Source organism: Bdellovibrio sp. ZAP7 (assembly GCF_006874645.1).
Lineage (GTDB): Bacteria > Bdellovibrionota > Bdellovibrionia > Bdellovibrionales > Bdellovibrionaceae > Bdellovibrio.
Window position 1 is genome coordinate 2609519 of sequence record NZ_CP030082.1, and the last position, 20996, is coordinate 2630514.

At 46.1% G+C, this 20996-nt stretch carries 16 protein-coding genes; 8 read left to right on the forward strand and 8 right to left on the reverse strand.

Translation table 11 applies throughout. The annotated features are described in order from the left end of the window. Nucleotides 1–35 precede the first annotated feature (35 nt). The 3 genes from DOM22_RS12585 to DOM22_RS12595 are packed head-to-tail and all read left to right on the forward strand — an operon-like array spanning nucleotide 36 to nucleotide 3582. Nucleotides 36–1178, forward strand: coding sequence for a phosphatidylserine/phosphatidylglycerophosphate/cardiolipin synthase family protein (locus DOM22_RS12585; RefSeq protein ID WP_142700711.1), 1143 nt, complete (start codon nucleotides 36–38; stop codon nucleotides 1176–1178). A 44-nt stretch (nucleotides 1179–1222) separates the two neighbouring features. Further along, nucleotides 1223–1825, forward strand: coding sequence for an ATP-binding protein (locus DOM22_RS12590; RefSeq protein WP_142700712.1), 603 nt, complete (start codon nucleotides 1223–1225; stop codon nucleotides 1823–1825). Further along, a complete protein-coding gene (locus tag DOM22_RS12595; protein WP_142700713.1) occupies nucleotides 1822–3582 on the forward strand; it encodes a hypothetical protein in 1761 nt (586 codons plus the stop codon). The genes DOM22_RS12590 and DOM22_RS12595 overlap by 4 nt, the downstream gene beginning before the upstream one ends. A 46-nt stretch (nucleotides 3583–3628) precedes the next feature. On the opposite strand, the gene DOM22_RS12600 is transcribed toward DOM22_RS12595, so the two are convergent. The 3 genes from DOM22_RS12600 to DOM22_RS12610 form a co-directional block, all read right to left on the reverse strand. Beyond that, nucleotides 3629–5569, reverse strand: a complete 1941-nt coding sequence (locus tag DOM22_RS12600) for a response regulator (RefSeq protein ID WP_142700714.1) — start codon at nucleotides 5567–5569, stop codon at nucleotides 3629–3631. Between the two features lie 118 nt (nucleotides 5570–5687). Then, nucleotides 5688–6158 carry a hypothetical protein gene (locus DOM22_RS12605; RefSeq protein WP_142700715.1) on the reverse strand — a complete coding sequence of 157 codons (471 nt, stop codon included), beginning with the start codon at nucleotides 6156–6158 and terminating at the stop codon, nucleotides 5688–5690. A 72-nt stretch (nucleotides 6159–6230) separates the two neighbouring features. Beyond that, entirely contained in the window at nucleotides 6231–7979 is a 1749-nt protein-coding gene (locus tag DOM22_RS12610; RefSeq protein WP_246845623.1) for a SpoIIE family protein phosphatase, read from the reverse strand. Nucleotides 7980–8173: 194 nt separating this feature from the next. Between DOM22_RS12610 and DOM22_RS12615 the strand changes: the two genes are divergently transcribed. Together DOM22_RS12615 and DOM22_RS12620 are read left to right on the forward strand one after the other, a co-directional pair. Then, nucleotides 8174–10024: a FecR domain-containing protein gene (locus DOM22_RS12615; protein ID WP_142700717.1), complete on the forward strand. Its 1851-nt coding sequence runs from the start codon at nucleotides 8174–8176 to the stop codon at nucleotides 10022–10024. After that, nucleotides 10021–11970: an ATP-binding protein gene (locus DOM22_RS12620; protein ID WP_142700718.1), complete on the forward strand. Its 1950-nt coding sequence runs from the start codon at nucleotides 10021–10023 to the stop codon at nucleotides 11968–11970. Before DOM22_RS12615 ends, DOM22_RS12620 begins: the two co-directional genes overlap by 4 nt. A 2-nt stretch (nucleotides 11971–11972) precedes the next feature. Here the strand turns inward: DOM22_RS12620 and DOM22_RS12625 are convergent, their stop codons facing one another. The 3 genes from DOM22_RS12625 to DOM22_RS12635 all read right to left on the reverse strand — a co-directional run bounded on the left by DOM22_RS12625 (nucleotide 11973) and on the right by DOM22_RS12635 (nucleotide 14233). Continuing rightward, nucleotides 11973–12863 (reverse strand): hypothetical protein, encoded by an 891-nt coding sequence (locus DOM22_RS12625; protein WP_142700719.1) that lies wholly within the window; start codon nucleotides 12861–12863, stop codon nucleotides 11973–11975. A gap of 12 nt (nucleotides 12864–12875) precedes the next feature. After that, on the reverse strand, nucleotides 12876–13283 hold the full coding sequence (locus DOM22_RS12630; RefSeq protein ID WP_142700720.1) for a response regulator: 408 nt from the start codon (nucleotides 13281–13283) through the stop codon (nucleotides 12876–12878). A gap of 71 nt (nucleotides 13284–13354) precedes the next feature. Beyond that, entirely contained in the window at nucleotides 13355–14233 is an 879-nt protein-coding gene (locus DOM22_RS12635; RefSeq protein ID WP_142700721.1) for a ChaN family lipoprotein, read from the reverse strand. A gap of 135 nt (nucleotides 14234–14368) precedes the next feature. Here DOM22_RS12635 and rpmG point away from each other — a divergent pair, with 135 nt between their 5' ends. The 3 genes from rpmG to DOM22_RS12650 are packed head-to-tail and all read left to right on the forward strand — an operon-like array spanning nucleotide 14369 to nucleotide 15767. Further along, entirely contained in the window at nucleotides 14369–14548 is a 180-nt protein-coding gene (rpmG, locus tag DOM22_RS12640) for a 50S ribosomal protein L33 (protein ID WP_142700722.1), read from the forward strand. Then, on the forward strand, nucleotides 14548–15084 hold the full coding sequence (dcd, locus tag DOM22_RS12645; RefSeq protein ID WP_142700723.1) for a dCTP deaminase: 537 nt from the start codon (nucleotides 14548–14550) through the stop codon (nucleotides 15082–15084). The genes rpmG and dcd overlap by 1 nt, the downstream gene beginning before the upstream one ends. Further along, complete coding sequence (locus DOM22_RS12650) at nucleotides 15066–15767, forward strand: hypothetical protein (protein ID WP_142700724.1); 702 nt, start codon at nucleotides 15066–15068, stop codon at nucleotides 15765–15767. The genes dcd and DOM22_RS12650 overlap by 19 nt, the downstream gene beginning before the upstream one ends. 596 nt (nucleotides 15768–16363) lie before the next feature. On the opposite strand, the gene DOM22_RS12655 is transcribed toward DOM22_RS12650, so the two are convergent. Further along, on the reverse strand, nucleotides 16364–19444 hold the full coding sequence (locus DOM22_RS12655) for a hypothetical protein (protein WP_142700725.1): 3081 nt from the start codon (nucleotides 19442–19444) through the stop codon (nucleotides 16364–16366). Continuing rightward, nucleotides 19434–20855: a transposase gene (locus DOM22_RS12660; protein ID WP_246845624.1), complete on the reverse strand. Its 1422-nt coding sequence runs from the start codon at nucleotides 20853–20855 to the stop codon at nucleotides 19434–19436. The genes DOM22_RS12655 and DOM22_RS12660 overlap by 11 nt, the downstream gene beginning before the upstream one ends. Nucleotides 20856–20996 lie beyond the last annotated feature (141 nt).

Here is a 20996-nt window from a genome sequence, read left to right on the forward strand (position 1 = left end):
CGACTTTTTTAATTAATTATTGAACAATGCAGCATATGGATTCATGGAGTGCCGTAAAGCTGTTTCATAATGGTGATGCTTATTTTGAAAGTCTGATTCAAGACATTCAAAATGCGAAAGAATCCATTACTATTGAAAGCTATATTTTCGATCTCGACAAGCTGACAGAAAACATTCTGAGTGAGCTTTCACACGCCGTAAAAAGAGGTGTTTCCGTTAAATTGATTCTTGATGGGTTCGGTTCTTACTATAGTATTCCGCCGGTTTTGCGCTATTGCCAACAACATGGCATCGAACTTCGCGTATTTCACATCATGCCCTACCCATCTTCGTGGCTGCACCGCTTGCCTGCTTTTGAAACCATCAGCAAAGCAAGCTGGTGGAGACGTATGAACCGTCGCAATCATCGCAAAGTGATTATTTTCGATGAAAAAACAGCTTATTTGGGAAGTCTGAACTTCACACAAGTTCATTGTGCAAAATATGTAGGCAATAAGGCGTGGCGCGATACAGGCGTTCGCGTGCAAGGTCCCGCAGTTCGTCAACTGGTGATTGCGACACAAATCACTTATCTGCGCACTATATATAAAGGATTTTTGTCGTGGATCAGCAGGTGGAGAGCGCCTTCTTCTCCGTTAAGCTCCGCTGTTCAATTGAACACCACCCAAAAGATGCGAAAACATCTTTATCGCGACATGCTCCGTAAAATCTCTCACGCCAAACATCGCGTTTATATTACAACGGCCTATTTTCTCCCCAAACGCTCGGTGATGCGGGTCTTGATGCAAGCAAAAGAACGTGGCGCTGATGTCAGACTTTTGATTCCCGGGAAATCCGACGTGCCTTTTTCCAAATGGGCATCGTTTTTCCTGGTGCGCTTCTTGATTCAAAAAGGCATTCCGGTTTTTGAGTACCAAAAGTCTATTTTACACGCGAAAACCATGGTTATCGATGATGAAGTCTATGTCGGCTCTTTTAATTTAAATTATCGCAGCCTCTTTCACGACCTTGAAGTCATCGCCCACTTTAAAGACCAAGACACTTTGGAAAATATGCTGACGCAATGGAATGAAGATTGTGAGAACTCCCAGAACATCGCAGAGACCAGCTTGGGCGCAAGATCCTGGTTTCTCCGTGTCCTCTATAAAATTGCTTTCAGACTGCGATATATGCTCTGATTTTTACTTTGACCTCAGGCTTGGTTCTATCCGATCCTAGGAGTATGAAACAGGTAAAAATCGTTATTACAGGTGGTCCTTCCGGCGGAAAAACAACTTTGATTGAAGCTCTGAAAAAAGAGTTGGGACAAAAATGCGCCGTCGTACCTGAAGCCGCCAGCATTCTTTATCGCGGTGGTTTCCCCCGCACCAAAGATCCTCAAGGTTTGATCAATGCCCAACGAGCGATTTACTTCGTTCAAAAAGAACTTGAAGACATGATTTGCAAAACCAGTCAAAAATCTTTGATCGTTTGCGATCGCGGTTCTATTGATGCTTTGGCGTACTGGCCGTTTGCTTCTGAAAACTTTTTTAAAAGCATTGATTCCAGCAAACAAACTGAATTTGATCGCTATGACTGGGTTCTGCATTTGGATACAGCGGATGTCGACTATTACGACCTCAGTAATCCGATTCGTACTGAAACATTCGATGAAGCTGAAATTTTGAATTCAAAAATTATGGAAGCCTGGAATGGCCATGCCCGTCGCGTGGTGATTGGTCACAACAAGGATTTTCTTTCAAAAATGACGACGGCATTATCCGTGATCAACGCCATCATGGCCCATAAAAGTGCCAACGATATCAACAAGGAGCTTTTGGCATGAAAAACAGCAGTATTTTCTTCTTAGCCCTTGTTACCAGCGCAGTCGCTCAAGCGGATGTGCGAAAACCCATGCTGTTTCAAGCCAGTAAAAACAATCTTCAGGTTCTACCGCAAAGATTTGAATATACTTTGATGGATGAAGACCGCCTCAAGGTCGGCGATATTTTGATTGATTCCACGAAAGTGACATTCGATCTGCAAGCACCGACGAAAAACGATGCACCTTACAAAGTGCGATTCACTTGGCCGGCGGATCTTTTAAAAGATGGCGAGCTTGCGATCAAGAACAACGCCGGGAAAGCGATCTTCACAACTCGCCTGGATCAAGAAAACGTTAAGATCTCCAAGAATGAACGCGACCAGGAGAATCTTCGTTCAGATTTGGCCAGCCTGACTGTGGAATTGAAAGACGCTAAGATTGTCGACGACATGAAGTATCTGCCATTCATGACATTCTGTATTTACCGTCAAAGCGATGAAACGCAAACATACCTGTGCTCGAAAGAGTTGTATCTTTCTTCACAACAAGGCCAATTGGAAGTCCGTCCCCGTTCTTCCTCTAAAAAAACGGCTCAGGTTGAAATCAATGGCAAAGTCGTGGGCAATCAAGGGATCATCTACTTGAATGACCGCTCCGAAAGCGTTTCGTTCAAAGCCCTGACTCAAACCGGTGCTTTCCTGGAAATCGCGACTCGTATGAATGACGTTGATTTCAAAGACGCCGTGCAAACTGAAAATGGTCAAAGAATCGTTCTGACAGCTTCGGGAGCCGATCCCGCAGATGGCAGCAAAGTGCGCCGTTTGGCTGATGGCAGCTGGCAAGTGGTTCTTTCTAAAGAACGTCCCCTTTTGTATCTTAAAGGTGATGGCGACATTCCCATGCGCCAAGAATTTTATGTTCGCGGAGCCATTGCTCCGGCAAAAATCCGCCCGACACTTTCTTCAAAGTCCGTGACGAAAACTTATTCTTCCAGCGTAACGCTTGAAGGAAGCGCTCCTGCCGACGTATCGGTCAGCGGCGACGGTGCTGATAAAGATGCACTTTTCCAAGGCGATGGCCATCAATTCAGTTGGACTTTGAGCAACTTGCCTTCTGGAAAAAGCACTCGCCACTTTGTGAATGTGAAATCAGGTTCCGATAATTTCATGGCGGGATACGATATCGAGCGCGGAAATCCGTTTTCTGCTTGGATCGGTGCTCGCTACCAAACGCCTTCAGGAATTGCCTTTGGGACATTCGGCTTTGAGTGGTGGTTTGAAAATTTCCTGGGTCTTCACTCGGATGGCACTCGCCTACACTGGGGCTTGGCATTAAGCCGTGATCAGCATTTAACGACAAATGCCGACTACCCTGAAGTTGATTTGACGACGGCAGAACTTATCTGGCGCGCTTCACCCGGCTTCCACTTACAAGATGAAACTTGGGGTCTCAGCATTCCGTTCCAAATGGTTCAAGGCAAAGACGCAAGCTCCATGGTTTATGGCGTGGGCTTTTTCGTTCAGAATCAGCCGACAGCTAATTGGTTGAAAAAAATGATGGAATGGTCTGAGTTGAAATTGCAATACTTCCCCAGCGGCACGGGCGATGATTTTAAAGTCAGCAACGCTTACCGCCTGGAAGGTAATGGCTACTATAAATTTAAAAAAGATTTCTATCTGAAATACGGCCTGGGTGTTGTGAGCTATAAATACGACCCCGCAGCTCCGAAAGAAGACCTGCAAATTGAACTAAACGGCATGGCTTTCTGGAAATTCTAAATTATTGATATTTAGAAAAAGAAAAGGCTCCTCATGGGAGCCTTTTTTATTTCTTCTTGAAGAATCCTGAAACCATTTGTTTCAGGTCCATATTGAAGACGTCTTGTTTTTGATTTTTCGCTGCTGCACTCAAAGTCGACAATTCACGACGTGCTGACATGAACGATGCATCCATCGCAATTGCTTTTTCCAGCTGTTTGCGGGCTCCGGCCAAATCACCACGGATCTTTTGGAACAGACCCATCACGAATGGATAAAGAGCATCATAGCGCTCATCTGGAGGTACTTGCATCATCTCCATTTCAACTTCTTTACTAATCGCTGCACGACGAACACCGTCAGCCGTTGACGCTACACCCAATTTTGCCCAAGAGCTATATAGATGAAGCTGAGCTTGCTGCGGATTCAATTTCGCAATCTCTGTCACCATAGTCATGGCTTTAGAGTACTGCGTATACTGAAGGGCCTTCTTCACATCTTCCATCATGCTATTAGCTTTAAGCTTGTTCTCGGCCTCAGAGCGCTGAGCTTCTTGACGGAATGCAGATGCTTTGTTGGAGTCTTGAGCAACCAGAACAGCGTCTTCCGCTTCCTTCTTGATCTTATTCCACAAATTCGCCACTTCTGATTTTGAATCTACAGGTTCTGGGCCCAATGTCGTCAAGAAGTCTTCAAGGACACTTTCCAATGAAGAGCCCATCGTACCGCTTTCCATGTAGGCCACGATTTCAAAACCGTTTTTACCTTCAAGGTTCGCCCAGATTTTTTGCAAAGACTTCAATTGAACTTCCGGAGATTCAAAAGCTGCTCTTTGAGCAAATACAATCAAACCCTTGGTCAAAAGGAAGTGGACTGCCTTATAGACGCCGATCTCTGTATAGCCTTTGACGTCCAAAAGCTTATTGATCGTCGTCTCGCCGTCAATCTTCGCCATAAAACCATCCAGGGATTTAATCATCGACATGCTAAGTGCCGGATGATCATCCGTGTATGTTGGACTTTTCGCAATCACGTTGCCCGTCCAGATCATGTAGAAAGATTTCAACCAGTTCAAAGATAATTTCGAAGCAATCCAGTCATGCAGATAGTGCGAAAGCGCATCAGCATCGATACTTGGATTGGACATTTCAACTTCTGCCGACGCAAAGTTCACGCGGATTTTTTCATCCACGATTGTTTTCACCAGACGGATATTCATTTGCTCCATCAGGATCAAATCAAACGCATGCGGGCTCAATTGATTGTTCTGAATCAAATAGTTACCAATACGGCGATTGTTTTTATCACGCAAAGCCGTTTGCACGTCTCCCGGAGTGGCGTAACCACTTTGAATCAACATCTCACCCAGGAATGTCGTTTTATCATCAACGTCAACGCCGACAATATTGCCATTACAGAACGAGATACCGGAAACAGATCCATCAGAATTATAAATATTCAAATAACCACTGCTCTTAGTTTCCACCAAAAGTGAATACAAGAACGGCAAGTCAAAGCCGCTGACTTCTTCAATCGACTCGATAACTTTACGCTTTTGGCGATTGGTCACTTTGGGATTGGAGAACATCTGATAAAGAAGCTTACGAGCACTTGTAGTCTCTTCTTTCGCAGAAGCTTCTTTCTTAACCAGCTTTAGAACTTGATCCATTTCAAACGGCTTACGCAAGAAGGCCAATGCCTGAGTCTTGTTCGTCGCCTCTTGAATGAATGCTTTATCTGTGAAGATACCGCTCATCAAAACGACTTTGAAACGAAGGTTGGGATTTTCCGCGCGCGTGCGCTCGATGAAATCCATCCCCGTCATTTGCGGAAGCATACAATCACAGAAAAGAAATTCAATATTATTGGACGTGAGCATGCCTGTCGCTTCATCAGGACGGCTTGCAACAAGTACGGAATGCCCTGCACGGCTCAGAATTTCCTTCAGTGCCGTGGAGACCGACTCGTCATCTTCCAAAATAAGGATTTTACTTTTAGCATCACTCACGATTCTCTATTCGGCTTTAAATGCTCGTATATTTAGGTTTAAAATGAAGAAAGCGAGCCTGGACCACAGGACTCGCTTCACTTTCTAGACCTTAAACCCAGACTCTTGTCTGGTGTTTTTACTTCTTGATGAACTTGAAGTATTTGGACTCGATCACGTCCATTTCCATGTCGTTACCGTCCTCGTCCTTAACAGCCTCAGGTGGCGTTACGGAACCCTCTTTGAACTCAGTACCGTATCGGAATAGGACATTCTTCTCGGCACCGGAATCGTCGTTGTAGTAAGGAACATAGAACGAAGACACCTTCGCAGATGATGGTAAAAAACCATCTACCATATTGATTTGGTCGACAATAACTTTCGGGCAGTTTGCAAATGTGATGTCAGCAGCACCTGCCGTACCCATCCACTTGATCCACTCACGGATACCGCAAGAATTGATACTCTTAACGCCAGCAAGTTCCATTTCAATCGCCTGATTGCCAGACAAATCGAATTGGGAAAAATCAACGTCTTCGTCGATTGTTCCATTCATCTGAACAGACAACTTACTAGCTGCTTTGTTCATTTTAACGTCGAGTTTGCTCATCCTTAATTCTCCCACTCATCTTGCACAAGAGGTGCACAAATCTAACCTATAAAAAAATCATTTATGATTTTACTAAATACCGTCGTTCTTCACCACAAAAAAGGTCACGTCATCGACTAAAGGCGCTCCCTGACGGTGTGCTTGGAAACTGGTTACAAAACGCTCCACAGAATCCGCAACAGAAGGGAAATCTTTATTCGCCGTGATCAGCGCTTTAATAAATTCGCGCTCGCCCCAGGCATTCTTCCCTGGATTTTGAATGTCTGGGATACCATCAGTATAAAAGAAAACAGCGTCTCCGGGGGATACCTGAATGCTCGTTTGCTCATAAAGAGATTCACGAGACTGTCCCAATCTGGGATTATTCACTTCATTTAGGGCCACTAAATCCTTTTTCTTTAAGGCATCGTCGGATTTTTTGATCAAGAATGGCGCTTCATGGGAGGCGTTACAATAAACCAGTCTGCCCGTTTGCAAATCGAAACTTGCCAGGAAGAAAGTCATCATGATGCGACCTTTGGAAACATCATAAATAGAGCGATTCAAAAGCTCCATCGCTTTCGCCGGAGAAATATCCAAGCGCTCGATGATCGTCGAAGCCGATTTTGCGGCACTCGTGATCAAGGCGGCAGGAGCTCCATGCCCGGTCGCATCCCCGATCCACAAAAAGATCTTTTCGCCCACTTGGCAGTAATGCCACCAGTCACCACCACACTCCGAAGCTGGTTCGTAAAAACCTGCAATGGAAAGAGGACCGATTTTAGCTCTGGCATCCGGGAACAGGGTTTCTTGCACCGTTTTTGCGGTTTGCAGCTCCGATTCCATACGCGCTTTTTCAGCTGTTTGCTCCAACAGACGGGACACCTCGGCCGCCATCAAATTGAAATTATCCGCAAGACTTCCCACTTCATCCGTGGAGGTCACATCGACGCGCACATTGAAGTCACCTTCGGCGACTTTCTTGGTTGCAGAGAACAATTGAGTCAAAGCTTGCGTGATACCGGTCGAAGCAAAAAGACTGATAATCACAGTCAATGAAATCAAGATACCGAAAAAGATCAAAGACTTTCTGATCAAGATTTGCATCGCGCCCAATGCTTTGGATTTTTCAATCGTCGTTACAACCGTCAAATCACCAAAGCCCGCTTTCGAGAAAGACACGAGGTAATCCACACCATTGGGAGCTTTTACCGTCTCAGCCCCCTGCCCGATTTTGCTGGCTGTATCCGTCAGGAAATTCGGCGTGATGATGGATTGCAAGTATTGACCGACCATTTTCGTTGGACCAAACAAAACCATGCCATCTTTGGCGATCAGATAAATTTTTTGTGAAGTCGCTGCATTGAACATTTCTGCAGATTCACTCATGCGCACTAACAGGGCGAAAACTGTGGCTTTGGTTTTATCCTGATTCCAAACTTTATCCATGATCAAAACACGGTCGTCGTTGAAAGGAACTTTCACGACCCGTTGATTGGCGTCCACCTCTGTAAAGTACATCGGAAGATTCGCCTGCAATGACTTGATCAGGTTGTCTGCCCCATCAGGAACTTTTTCCAGGGCCGCGACTTTCTGATATTGGCCATTCGCGCCCGGAGTGAAAACCACGACATCTTCAATGGAATATTCATTGTCGAAAATGGATTTCGCTACAGGAGTGAATTTATAAACCGAAAGGTAATCTTGATAGATCGGCTTGGCAGTTCCCAGCACAGCATTAAGCTGTGTCTTAATTTGAGCCGCCATCGTTCCTGACATGCTGCTGGAAGAATCAAAGACGTAAGCAATCTTATCGTCTTCAAAGATCCGCAATGCCAACACGAGATATGCCGTTAACGTAATCAACGGGATAGAAGTTAAAAGTAAGAGAATCTTATATCTAATTGATATGCCACGTTTTTTCACAGAGTCAGTATGACTCGTAACAAGAATCCCGAAAAGAAATTCTCATATAAGTTAGCCTTAGGTCCGTAAATTAAAAACCCGACTAAGCCGATGAGTTTACCGGGAGATATATGACACGTTTAGGAAAAACAGAGAAAACAATATTCGGAGTAGCAGTCCTCGTGTTGCTGTTGTTCTCGTACTTCTTGTACGACGACTCCTTGCTATTCCCTAAATCCAACCAAAGCGAAATGGAACTGATTGGTTCCGTCGCGACATCGCAAAACGACGTTCGCAGAAAGAACCTGGATACGTTCAGTTGGTTGCCTGCGACTCGCGAAGATAAAATCTTCGATAACGATTCCATTTACACTGGGGACCGTTCCGAGGCTCAAATCCGCCTACAAGATGGCACCTTGATTCGCATCGCCCCTAATTCATTGATCACTTTGAACATGAAAAATGGCCAGATGATGCTCGACCTGCGTTACGGTAACTTGGTCGGTGATATCACTCAGGGTTCTCAAATCAAAATCAAATCCGGCGCCGAAGAGTTCAACCTGGATGGTGGCGGCAAGATCGAGTTCAAAAAATCCCACTCCGGTAACGTCGACCTTCGTCTGTTAGCTGGTAAAGTGAACTATCAGGACAAAAAAGTTCGTAAGTCTTTAGATAAAGAACAACCGATAGCGGTCTCACCTCAGGGTGTGAAAGCCTTGGTCAAACCAACCGTTGAACTTTTAACGGCGAACAACACCACTTTCGTGCGTGAAAATCCAGATGATAAAATGCCATTCAACTGGCGTGGTCGCGGTAATATCGCGCGCTTTGAAATGGAAGTTTCACCGACAGCTGACTTTAACAATGTCGCAGTTCTAAAAACCACAACTGAAGGCAAAACAGAAATCTCTGAGCCTTTGGAACCAGGTCCTTACTTCTGGCGTGTTAAAGCCTACGATCGCAATGGCGAAATTGGCCTATCTGAAACTCGTCACATGTCACTTCTTCATTTGAATGTTCCGGTGATCACATCTCCAGGGCAAAATGCTGAGTTCCAAATGGAACTGGAAGTGCGTGACCCCTCGCAGCTGGCGATTTCGACTGAGGTTCGTTGGTCTGCAGATTCAATGCTTAAATCCTATCACTGGCAAATTTCCCAGGATGAAAAGTTCGAGAAAGTTGTGAAAGAAGGCAATTCCTTCGTACAAAACACTCTGACTCCTCGCCTGCCATCCGGTACTTACTGGGTGCGTGTGAATGGTGCAACTCAAGATAAAAAAATCTCCGGTTGGTCTGCAGCGGTTCCTTTCACGATCCAAGTGACAGCGAAAAAAGAGCCGATCCCGGATCGTCCAGAACTGATTGCCAAAGATATCAAGTTCCGTCTGCCTCGTCCTGACGAGCGTCGTCCAGCCAGTGAGATGGCTCCTAAAATGGAGTGGACTTCTGTTGCTAAAACCCGCGGTTACCGCGTGCAGGTTTCTAAAGACCTAAACTTCCAGCAGCCGCAACAATATGATGTGCAAGACACGTCTGCGTTGTGGTCACAAATGGAAAAAGGTCAATCCTACTACCGCGTGTATGCAGTGAGCCCCAAAGGTCAACTGAGCCCGCCAAGTGATATTGGCAGCATCCTGGTTGAAGATATGAAACCGATTTTGACGTCTCCTCAATTGATGGAGCCGTTTAATAATATGTCGATCTTCCTGCAAACTCAGCAAGAGCCTTTCATCTGGCTTGAGTGGAGAAAAGTTGCAGGTGCTACGGGTTATACCGTGGAAGTTTCTGATAAAGAAGACTTCTCGCGCATCCTGTACACGTCCACTTTGCCGGGCAATCGCTATCTGATTAAAAGCAAAGTGCCATTGGGTAAAATCTATTGGCGCGTACGAGCAGAAGCCAAAGACGACTTGCCGTCCTCATGGACTGATAAGCGCGAATTCACGGTTTACCATCAGAAAAATGAAACGTTCGTAAAATGAAGATTCAATACTCGCTGTTTGACACCTTGCTAGAACCCGTTTTTGTTCTGAATACAGATCAAAAGGTCATCTATTGCAATGAGACAGCGGCGGTTGTTTGTGGTCTTTCGGTTAGAAAAATCACTCGCGGCTCGATGAAGTTCCTGGATCTTTTTACGTTCAGCGAACCTATTGAACAGCTGGAAAGGTTGATTCACGTCTGCGACCCGACCCCCTACAAAGAAGTGACGTTTAAAACTTCTCAAGGTGGTGAAGGTAAAGTGCAGATCACTTTGCAACCCGTCTTTGATTCCATGGGTGATAAAAACTGGATCGTCTTTGTGCGCGACGTGACTTTGGAAGAACGTCTGCAAAAGAAATATCGCGCCGAGCTTGAACAAAAAGAAGACGTCATCAAAGACCTTGAAGACGCCAAAGTTCAGCTGGAAAACTACTCTAAAAACTTGGAAAAAATGGTAGCGGACCGTACTGCTGAGTTGTCACGTTTGAATCAAATGATGACCGCCCTGCTGGACAGTTTGAACCAGGGCTTCTTGATCTTTAATGAACAAGGTCGCGTGCTAGAAGTAACTTCCAAAGCCTGCGAATCCACGGTGGAAGATCGTCCTCAAGGAAAAAACATTTGGGATGTATTAAAACTCCCCGCAAACAAAGTCGATGGCTTCCAAAAATGGATGAAAACCATTTTCATGGAAATGTTGCCGTTTGAAGACTTGGCTCCACTGGGACCTGAAAAATATCCGCACTCTCAAGGCAATCAGATTGCCTTAGAATACTTCCCGCTTCGCAATGCGGAAGGTAAGATGGATGGCATCGTGATGGTCGCCTCCGACATCACTCGCCTGGTGGAAGCTCAAGAGCAGGCTGAACGCGATCGTGCTTATGCAAATTTGATCATCAATATGGTTCAGAACAAAAACCAAATCGGTCGTTTTGTTCGCGAATCCGAATCCCTCTTGTCAGAGCTAAAATCAGGCCTGAAAGCTTCCTGGGAAAATGCAGATGATGAATCGCTTTTCCGTCAGTTACATACTTTAAAAGGTGGCGCGGCGTTGTTTTCTATCCAGGATATGACGGAAGCCTGCCATAAAGCGGAAACGTTGCTTGCGGAATTTAAAGAATCCCGCAGCGCCGATCAATATCAAAAACTTCAGGATGAAAGCCTGTTGGTTGAAAAAACCTTTCAAGCTTTCCTTACGAAAACTCAGGAAATCCTGGGTGGCAAAGCGTTATCACAAGAACGCCTTTTGGAAATCCCCGTCAGCAAACTTCAATCCACAGTCGCGCAACTGCAAAATCTTCCGCAAGGAAACTCTGCAGCCCGTCTGCTATTGAATGAATTCATGATGGAAACTGTGGGCTCTTTCTTTGCAGCGTATGACGATGTCGCTCAGAAGGTCGCCGAGAAGCAAGAAAAACAATTAAATCCTGTGATCTTGAAAAATGCGGAACTAAAAGTTTTACCGGAAATCTACTCAAACCTCTTTGCGACGTTTGTGCATTCTTTCCGTAACTCTGTGGATCACGGCATCGAGCTTCCCTCTGTTCGTGCAGAGCTAGGCAAACCCACTGCTGGTACGATCAGCGTGCAATTCGATCTTTTAAGAAAACCTGATGTGGACTGGTTGCAAATTCGTGTCGACGATGACGGTGCCGGTGTAAATGCCAAAGTCATTCGTGAAAAGCTCACAGCAAAAGGTTTGGATGTCTCTAAAGAATCTGATCAGGAAGTGATTCAGCATATATTTGACAGTCAATTCTCTACTCGTGAACAGGTCACTGAGACTTCCGGTCGCGGCGTTGGTATGGATGCAATCAAACACGCTGCTGAACTCCTGGGTGGCACTGTTTCTGTGAGCTCTGAAAATGGAAAAGGCACGTCCCTGATAGTGGAAGTGCCTTATATTATAGATATATTGCCAGCGAAAAAACTCAACGCCGCTTAATCTTAGCGAAGTGTGAAATAAACCACAAATCCCGCAAAACAAACCCAGTGTACGATACTTGCCACCAGGTACACTTTTCCTTCCATGACCATGTCACGACGGGCATTGTTAGGCTCGCGGATCAATGCACGGTTGGTAATTCCCGTAATCCACAGAGCTGCGATCAGGAAGCACGCAACTCCCAAAACCAAATTCACGATGGTGATGGAGCGAAACACATTATCCAAAGCTTCTGTGATCGACAGACGCCCTAGGTAAGGCGCCAGCAATACAACCGCCACGGAAACGATCACTGGCAGAAGTAAGTACTTCACCACCAGGATGCGCCAGTTTTTCAAAGCATCATTGATACGAGTGTAGTTATGATCGGCGCAGATAGCGGTGCGACGGTAAAGCTCAAAGGATTCCGGCGGAAGCAACTGAGGATTGTAAGATGAGATCGCTTCCAAAACGTATTCGCTACGCTCAAGGATCACGGTGAATTTGTATTGCTTGCCGTCGTTCATCACGATCACAAACGAACCACCTTGATATGGAAGGTGGGACAACTTCACTTCTTTGATATCTGCAAAAGGGACTTCGATGGACTTTTTATCTTTACCCGTCATCTGCAGGCGATCTGGGAAGATCGCGACATTCGAGAAAGCCAGAGGCTTAAAGAATGAAAAAGCCTGGAACAACAAGATCGCGGGCATCGGCAAAGCAAGAACAAGGAAACTTACCGCCGTCAGGATCGAGCCTTCTTCGATGGCCATCAAAACCATCGGAACATAAGGCAGCACAAAGGCCAACGCCAAAGGAAAGAGCAGATAATAAAAAACTTTTAAGAGTGCCCGATCAGAGAGTGTTCTTTTCAGTCCCACCCTCGGAGAAAACGTTTGGGATTGTTCCATACCCCTCACTTCTTATTTTTGATTGTGTTTAGTCCACGCTGCTTTAAGTTTATCTTCGAAAATTTTCGCCGAGAACGGCTTAACGATATATTGAGAAACGCCGGCTAAAACCGCTTCAGTGACCTGATCGCGCTCGGACTCTGACGTTAAAAGAACGAATGGAAGATTCTGCCATTCGGATGTCGCACGCACGTGCTTTAGTAAATCCAAGCCCTTCATTTTCGGCATGTTCCAATCGGAAATAACCAACTGAATACTGGAGCCAGGATTGTTCGACTGCATAAGGACTTTCAAACCCTCTTCGCCGTCGCCCGCTTCTTGAATGTTTTTAAAGCCCATCGCCTTCAGTGTGTTTTTCACCAGGTCTCTGATAGAGGGCATGTCATCAATAACTAAGATGCGTGTTTCGAGGGGGAACATAGGACTCCTTAAAACGGTTCCCCTTATTTTAGAAAACTCCGTACAATTAACAACGGATTTCAGTGCGCTGACTATGGGGCTGGACTTTTCGCTGGCGCAAGCCACAGATAATTCGCACGGACTCCATAATCCGTATGAGGATTCACCTCATCCTGGATCTCCGATTCACTAAGGTCCGTGGTATTTATCTGAGAAAACGTAATCACAGGAGTTCCCGGGGAACGAGCCAGTATTCGATCGGGCAATCCTCCCCCAAAGCGGGTGTGAAATTCTCCGACAACAATCACCAAGACTTGATTCGGGTGAGCCGCAATATAGTCCGTCGCTCGCCACGCCATTGTGTCATCCCAAATAGACTGCGCCGCAAAGTAGCGCTCACCTGCTTCCGGATTTGGCAGATGAGGCATTTGCTCCAAGAATCTTTTTTTATAGGAATCACGGCCCAATGCAAACTGCGGTGGTAGCAGAGCTTGTTCTTCGGGTGACAGGGAGTTTAGACCTGTCTTAGCCACTTTCCCCGTCAACTCACGAGGTGCATTCAACGCCAAAGTCTTTGCACCTTCTTGGAGGTTCGGGAATTGCGCCTGATCGCGGTAGAACTCATAAGAAGGTGATTTCCACTGAATCGCATTTAAAAAGTCGGCTTCATTCAGGCCGCCTGTGCGGTAGGCATCTACGTGACTCTGGTCGGTGTATGTAAAAAATTCCAATCCCACGGCCACGACATGCCCGGAGTGTCGCAGCTGACGCATGATTTCGACCTGTTGACGCTGGTGCTCTGGTAATCCGTGATTCTCTCCAACCAGCACAATTGAGCCCGGAGTGACTTTAGAAAGGGACTCGGATAAGGTCGTCGATTGGAGGTCGTTCCCTCTGAGGATGCCCGTCGTTTGAGCATGGGCGCAGGCAGAAACGAGAGCGGCTACCAAAAAAAGGTTTAAAGACTTCATGATTTCCCTCGTAAGACGTGAAATTGGCTGTTGAAGTTTCCGTTTTCCTTTGATACCTTGAGCCCCTTTGAAAAGGTATTGTCATTTTTCGCATTATGCGCGAGGCAATACATATAAGTTTTAAGAGGTACGAAAATGGCTAAAAAATCAGGAAGAATCATCATCACTCTTGAGTGCACTGAAGCTCGCGGTGAAGGCAAACCAGTTTCTCGTTACACTACAACGAAAAACAAAACTAAGACTCCAAGCCGTCTTGAAAAGAAAAAATACAATCCAAATTTGAAACGTCACACGGTTCACAGAGAAACTAAGTAATGATTCTTACGGATCAGCAGATTCTCTCACACATGGAAGCTGGCACAATTAAAGTTGAGCCCTTCCGCAGAGAATGCCTAGGTACGAACTCTTACGATGTTCACTTGGGTAAAACTCTTGCAGTGTATGAAGACGAAGTGCTGGACGCTAAGAAGCATAACAAGATTCGTACTTTCGAGATTCCGGATGAGGGCTTTGTTCTCATGCCGGATACTTTGTATTTGGGCGTTACTCAGGAATACACTGAGACTTTGAAACACGTTCCATTCCTTGAAGGTAAATCCAGTGTTGGTCGTCTTGGTATCGACATCCACGCAACTGCCGGCAAAGGCGACGTGGGTTTCTGTAATTTCTGGACCCTGGAAATCTCCGTAAAACAACCCGTCAGAGTTTACACTGGAATGCCCGTTGGGCAGCTGATCTACTTTGAAGTAAAAGGTGAAATTCTCACGCCATACAACGTGAAGCCTTCTGCTAAGTACAACGAGAAGCTTCCATTACCAGTGGAATCAATGATGTGGAAAAATTCATTCTAAGAATTTCCCGTAAAATTGCGATTCTTTACCCTGCCCTGTTATCAGGCGTAGTGGTTTTCTTGCTGGTCGGCGCTACTCTCTCTTTGGTGGCGTGTGGTGGTACTAGCACCGACGTGACTGGTATTGATCCGTATACTCAAATTGGTGGAACATTAACAACAGCAACCGCCGACGAAATTTCCGGCATCGGAAAAGTCCGTTTCGTTACGCCACTCGCCGGAGTTTTGACGAACAACTCAATCAAATTTAAAGCGGCCCTCGATGGCAGCAGCACAAACTCAACAGCAACAATCGTTTTCAACTCAAACGATCTGAACATCACCGAATCCACAGGTATCGCCGTGAAGTTTAGCCGCACCGGCGTGAACGTCTCCTGCCAAATCGGCGTGAACGGCAACTGGGTCACCGTAGCAAGCTCCATCACCAACATGTATGCACCTTTGGCATTGGACTTCGTCATCGACATCCACAACAACACCGGCGGCAGCAATAAAACCAGAGTGTTGATTTGGAGATACACTCCCTATGCTGCAACCACAGCCGACGTAGACACCAACAGCAGCGGCGACCTAACAAGCAGCTACCCGGCAGCCCAGCAAGCCCCAGGAATCTACACCGGCATCATTGTAAACCAAGCGACAGTCACAGGTGCTGCCATCAGCACGAACAAAATCGTAAATTAGTTCCAGCATCACAAAATAAGAATCAGTAATTCGGAAAGCCAGATAGGCAAATATAAGAACGACGATAAGGTTTCTTATGAATTGGGCTTATCCATAAATATCCAAGCAACTCTTCACGCACAACAAACTCACGACCAAACACATTCACCAGCCGTATAAAAACAAAATCAGGAATCGGCATCCTAACAATCCTGCAATTTCTACTGCCGGAGCGGTTGCTGCATGCGTCAGATTTACTTCCGCTTCGTCAACTGATTGCATTAATTAGAGATGCATTCAATTACGACGGAAGATCACGGTCCAAATTATTCAGTTACTAAGAACGAAACAACGACGAAGCCTCAGGGCCATCTAAAGCAAAAGACCTGATGCTCCCCACCTCCGTTCCCCCTTCGAATATTAAGAAAGACAAGACAGGAGCGCCAGCGCGACTGGCCTGAAGCAGGCCGATGGATGCCTGCACGAAGTCGACCTCCGTCGGCGCACGATGCGCGAACCGCCGCAGGCGGCGACGGTGAGCCACGGATGGCGTGTCGACGCAGCTGCAGGAAGCCAGCGGACTGATTCAGGCCAGTCGCGCGGGTCAAAACCATGAACTAGTAAGAATTAAGATCCGACTCAGGAACTTCAGGAATAGCATCAGCAGTAGCCTTGCTACTCATATCTGCGATGTATCCCAAGATGCGAGCCAACTGACTGCGATCCGCAGCCACATTCCAGTTGTCAGGTTTGCCCTTCCAACGCAAGAACCACGTCGCTTTTTCTTTCAACGTCGTCGGTGCTTTTCCATAACGAAGCAAGAACATGAAAACAGAATCCAAATCTTTCGGAGCGACCTGATCGCCCGCGTATTGCTTCAACAAATCTGCAAACAGATCGTAAGCTTTCAAGGCTTCATACTTGGTCAACACGCCGTCGCTGTTTTCATCAAAACGCGTGAAGATCATTTCCACATATTGAATGGCGTGGGGAACTTGGCCCAAATCTGCAAGCTTGGTCGTGCGGGATTTATTTGGCACGTAGCCTGACGATTTAAAGATGTTATTAATAAACTCCAAGGTCTCGTCACGATCCGCACCTTGCAGGTATCGGCGGAAGACTGGTGTTGCCGTCATTTTATCCATCAACAAGAAACGATAGGCGTTGGCAGCACAATCCACCTTCACCATCTTTTCCAGTTTCTCGACACCCGTCTTTTTGCTTTTAACCATTTGCTCAAACAAACAATCTTTCGGCAGTGCTTCGGTCAACATCGTGTTGATGCTAACACCCGACCACAACATGCCGACTAAATCCGTTAACTCAACAAAGGACGCAGTTTTGTTTCCGTCCGAGTGAGGCATAAAGATATTGGCATCGCGGAAACGCGCATCTCCGAACGTGTCGTTTTCGGGCTCAAGAAGTCCCAAATCAACAAAGAATGGTTTCACAGTTTTAAAGACGGCGTTCACTTCCTCGACCGTCACGCCCGCGTTGGATTTGATACGACCCAAATCACCCGCAAAAGAACGAATCATGATACGAGCCAGGCCACGGTTCAGATTCAACTGACTCAACGACTGCTGATTGTACACCTGCTGTAATTCGCGCGAGATATACATGCGGCCTTGAGCATCCACCGTCAAAGGAGACGGCGTCTGCACCACCGGCCCCAGTTCGCGCAAAGCTGTGCGAAGAGCCGCAGAACTGTTCGGGCTGGTACGGCCTTTTTCAATTGCATCGGCTAAATCACGAGGGCGAAGACCTTGATTTGCCGGGAACTTGCGAGTTAATTGAGCAAAAAAGATTTCGGTATCAATCCAAATCTGCAACTCTTCACGCAGCAACTCGACCGAATGCATCGTGATAGCGTTCGGAACATAGCCACCCAAGCGGTCTTCAGGAGCAACCAAAACGTTATTCACGGCCAGACCCAAAATCGTTTTCAATGATTTCAGATTGGTTTTTTCGGGCAAGTATTTCAGGTCATTTAAACGGTTCACGATCTGCATGATTTCACTCATGCTGACTTGATGAACGGATTTTTTAACCAGAATATCGCGCAACAAATTCAAACTTTGATTTGAAAACGTGGAAATCGACCAAAGGGTTTCGGATTTTTCCATCGCCTTTTCAGACACAAAATAGTGATGATACAAAACGCTAGTATAGACACGAGCGCCCATCCCCAACAATGGACTCCAGATTTTCTTAGACAATGAAGAGTCATTACCACCGAAAACCATGTTTTTCGCATCTACTACTAATGGCAGAAGCTTATTCAGCTCTTCGCTGATTGGGACATACTTTTGATCTTCCTTGCCGCCCTTAGGTTCTTTGTTTTTATGCGGATACAAAGTTTCAAACTCACGCAATAAAGCGATCAAGTCCTTCAGGTCGTAAGGGCCCTCAACCAAACCACCAAGCTCAACACCCGACTGCTCAAGTACCGCCTGCGCATCTTGGAACAGCTTTTGAGACTCCTGATAGGAATACAACTGCGGATCCCAGTCGCGACTGTAAATTGGATAGAACGGCAGGAATCTTTCCACGATCGCTTTCAGGCGATTGACCTTCATGCGCGCGGTTTTGAAATCATTCGTCGTGAAGGAATCAACACTGCCACCGAAGACCAATTGTTTGACCTTCATGGATTCCAAAATCATTTTCGGAGAAATTTTAAACGCTGGCCATACTTTCGAGAACGTCAAAAGCAGGTCATTCACTTCATCACGGGAAACCACGCCCTCAGGCTTTTCCGCAACCAGATCCTGGAAAACGGAAAGAACGTCTTCCATCGTGCGCGCCAAATAAGTCAGGCGGTAACCAGTGTCGGTTTCAGGAACTTGTTCGATGAAATAGTAATAACGCAGGTATTGAACATACCCACGGGCACCCAGCATACTGAAACGGCGCCATTCATTTGGAGCAATGGCATTTTCATTGCCACCTGCCAAAGCCTTTTTAACTTTCTTAACCACCGGCATATAAGTGCGCACCGTTTCCACGGCAGACCATTCATCACCCAAGGTGTCTGAAAGTTCCTGCAGGAAGGTCACAAAGTCAGAAAGATTGTAAGCTTGACCATTTTTTTCGATATGAGTCGCCAAAACCTTGGCGGAGTTTTGCAGCTCTTTATTCGCTTCTTCAAAGAACAGCATATCTTTTTGAACTTGGTTCGTGTCAGACACAGACCACTTCAAAACCACAATCTTCATATAAGGATTCATGCGCACGGTGATGCCGTTAAGCATTCCGAACACTTCTTGAATGCTGGTCAGTTCTTTTTGCGTCAGATAATTAACGTCACCACCCAAGAACAACTGTTTTAGCTTCATGAACTCGCGCTGAAGTTCCGGACTGATTTTCGCACCTTTGGTTTGATCCAGGTAATTTTTCTCAAAGAACGTTGCAAGTTCTTGCGAAGAATAGCGGGATTTATCACTGCCACGGACATAACGTTGAAAGCTTTGAACCGCTCCCCCCAGGCAACCCCACAAAGCATTCAAGTCTGCTTCTTTGGCGTTCCCTTCGATAAATTCACGCATCACAGAGCTGGTATTAGACAAACACGCGGCCCCTGCATATTCGTGGGCTTTTGTTTCCGGAGGTTTTTCACCAATATTGGAATCACAACCGGTAACAACGGCCATCATGGCTGCCATCAAGACAGCCATCAGAGAGTTCTTAGAAAACATAAGTCATGCCTCCATAGAAACGGTCGTTGGCGCGGAACTGGTTCAGGAAACTCGAAGTTTTGTAGTTTTCATCCTGAACGCCCAGAACGTCACCACCCATCACCACGGCCCATTTCTGATTGGGGTAATATTGGAATTCTGTATTTAACAGAGATCCACGTTGATCATAGTCGTAAAGATACTTCACGCGAGTCACCAGCGGACGATTATAAACCGTCACAAGCTGGCCTTCCAAACGAAGCATCACACTGTTGGTAAATTTCAAACGAGATTCATAAAGAGTGAAATCATCTGGAGTTCCCGTCGAAGTCACGTCTTGGATACCGCCGCCGACAACCTTCAAATAAGCCACTTGAACTGCGATGGTTTTCGTCAAAATATCCTGCAAAGCAAAATCCAAAGCCGCAGAGTACGCCTGAAGCGGTTGCAGGTTTTGAATCACCCACTCTTCATTCGGCAGAGTTTTTTCAGGAGTATCCTGCAAGTACGAAAGAGTTGTTTTGATAGATTTAAAAGTATAACCCAGATCCGCTGATTGGATTTGGTGATAAGTCACTGCCGGCTGTACGGTCACGTCAACTTTGTCTTCAGAAGTTTGTTTGAAGGCCTGGCGTTTCAAAATCAAATCATTCACTGGCAAGTAACCGGCACTCACCACCATCCAAGTACCTTTGGATTTGTCCCCCAGGCGAGTCATCAAAGAAGCACCGCCGTTATTCACAAGCTTGGCTTGCTCGGGAATGTCGAGCTTATAGGAAATCGTATTGATACGTGCATTCATGATGTAATCGCGGGAAGGAGCACGATACCAGCGACTGTCGGCAACCAAGCCGCCACCCTCTTCACGAACATCGGGTCCCATGCTGGGGATAAACATAGGAGTGACCATCAACATCACTTCCCAGTCCTTTTTGTTGTAATCAAAAAAGACGCCGGTCAAACCTTCCTCTTCGGGACGAAGAGCATCGATCGTCAAATACGGCTGCCACAATCCCAAATTCCAACGGTGATCGATATCACTCCAGTCCTTTTTCTTACGACCGGCAAAGACTTTGAAAGTCTCACCTTTGGAGGCCACATAGGCTTCGTGAACAATCAGATGCGTTTGCCCGCGAGAAAAGAAAGTTCCCGCAGAAACATCTGAAGCCGCATCAATCCAGCTGGCTTCTTTCAAAATCGAAAGACGCGCGGACAAAAGCTGACTGTAAGTTAATCTGGGAGCATCAGGGACGGGAGTGAGATACTGCATTCCCTCTAAACGAATTTGACCATAAACGTGCGCGGGCTTGGAATCATCTGACGTAATTTCAGGATTCTTAAGCGTAGTGATCCCTTCAGCCTTTTTCAATTTTAGGCTGGAATCGGCGGCCATGGTTTTGGAACCTGCAAATAAGCTCAGAATTAGAGCCAACAGGTAAGTGGTTCCCCTCACGTTTCCCTCTGGATAAAAGTCCAGTTGGTAGAAGATAATATTCAGATAAGGGAGTCAACGACACCCTGTTTCCGAGGTGTCTCAAGTCAAATATATGAGCTTTGATAGCATCGCTGAAAA